The following is a 1,271-nucleotide window of genomic DNA, read 5'->3' as shown; positions in this document are numbered from 1 at the left end:
AGTACGCGGAAAAGGCCCACCGCGTGCTGGAACATCTAAAGGCGGACGAGCGCACCCTGCTCACCGAGGTGCAGGACAAGCTGTCACGCAGCGGCGCGATGTACGAAGCCGAGGTCGAGAGGATGCTTGGGTCGGACCTTTACAAGCGGCTGGTCAGTGTTGGCCTGTTCGACCGAATGGAGGTTAGCAACAGTACCGAGTCTGTTGGCTACATCGCGTCGCCGAACGACTTCCAGAAATACGGACGCCCGTTCGAAGAGGACCCCATTGATGACGCGAAAGCGCTTATCGCTTCGTTGACCTATGGTCAGACGCGCAGCAACTCCGTGCGAGGTCGGATTACGATGCCCGAAGCATTGATCCGCACCCTCGTTCGCGGTGACGAGCTCGCCGCTGGGGCTGGCGGCATCCGCGCGATCGGCGAGGATTACAGAGAGCTGGAGGCGCGGCAAGTTGTCGAGACGACCGAGCAAAGCCGGGGTCGTTTCACCATGCGTCTTCTTAAAAAAGACGTTGGCGAGTTGGCCTTGACCATCGTCCGCGGCGGAGCGGCAGCGCAAGACGCCGTTCTGATGGACGGTTCCCCGGCGCGCGCCTTCAAGGGTCCCCACAAGAGCCGAAACGAGGTACGGGCTAAGAACGACATTGCCGACAAGCGGTTCGTGCATGATACGCTTGACCGGCTGAGGAGTGGAGGTTGATGGCTTTGGCCAAGGGTGCAGGTCTTGAAGAATTAGCGCGGGCGTATTTCGCGCGGCAGGGCTTCGTCGCCATCCGTAGCGTATCGATCCAGTTCGAGGAGGAGGAAGTCACGGATGTCGACGTCTGGCTGTACGGCCGACAGGGCGGTGGCGTGCGAACAAGGGCGCTTGTCGACGTCAAGGACAAGAAGTCACCGAAGGCGTTCGAGCGTATAATGTGGGCGCGCGGTATGCAGTTGGCCTTGAACTGTGACCGGGCGGTGGTCGCCACGACTGACACCAATGCGAAGGTGACGCGCTTCGCGCATCAGCAGAAAGTCGCATTGCTGACGGCCGCCTACCTTCGCCACTGGTCAGGTGGCGACGAAATTTTGAGGGAACGTCTAAGCCTCGAAGAGCTGTCGTCTAGCATCCAGTCCTACGCAGGTCACAAGCAAGATGGCGACTGGCTCAAGCAGATCGCCGCGGCCAAATCCGCGGTGGTGAGCTTGGCGCCATACCCCGCGTTCAACAGGGCCATAGCGTCGTTCCGGTTTTTCGCCGAGCGCGCCGCCACCCGCCCACAGCACC

1 protein-coding gene and 1 pseudogene are annotated in these 1,271 nt (G+C 61.1%); both read left to right on the top strand.

Features of this window, described 5'->3' with window-relative positions:
- A pseudogene (locus A3736_RS17285) lies at positions 1-701 on the top strand (hypothetical protein); the annotation flags it as partial.
- The coding region (locus tag A3736_RS01475) for a restriction endonuclease (protein ID WP_197465455.1) at positions 701-1,271 on the top strand (571 nt) is incomplete at its 3' end. The pseudogene A3736_RS17285 and the gene A3736_RS01475, both read left to right, overlap by 1 nt.

This window comes from Erythrobacter sp. HI0063 (assembly GCF_001635685.1).
Taxonomy (GTDB): domain Bacteria; phylum Pseudomonadota; class Alphaproteobacteria; order Sphingomonadales; family Sphingomonadaceae; genus Qipengyuania.
The sequence above is the reverse complement of the archived record's forward strand: the minus strand, read 5'-3'. Positions and strand labels throughout refer to the sequence as shown.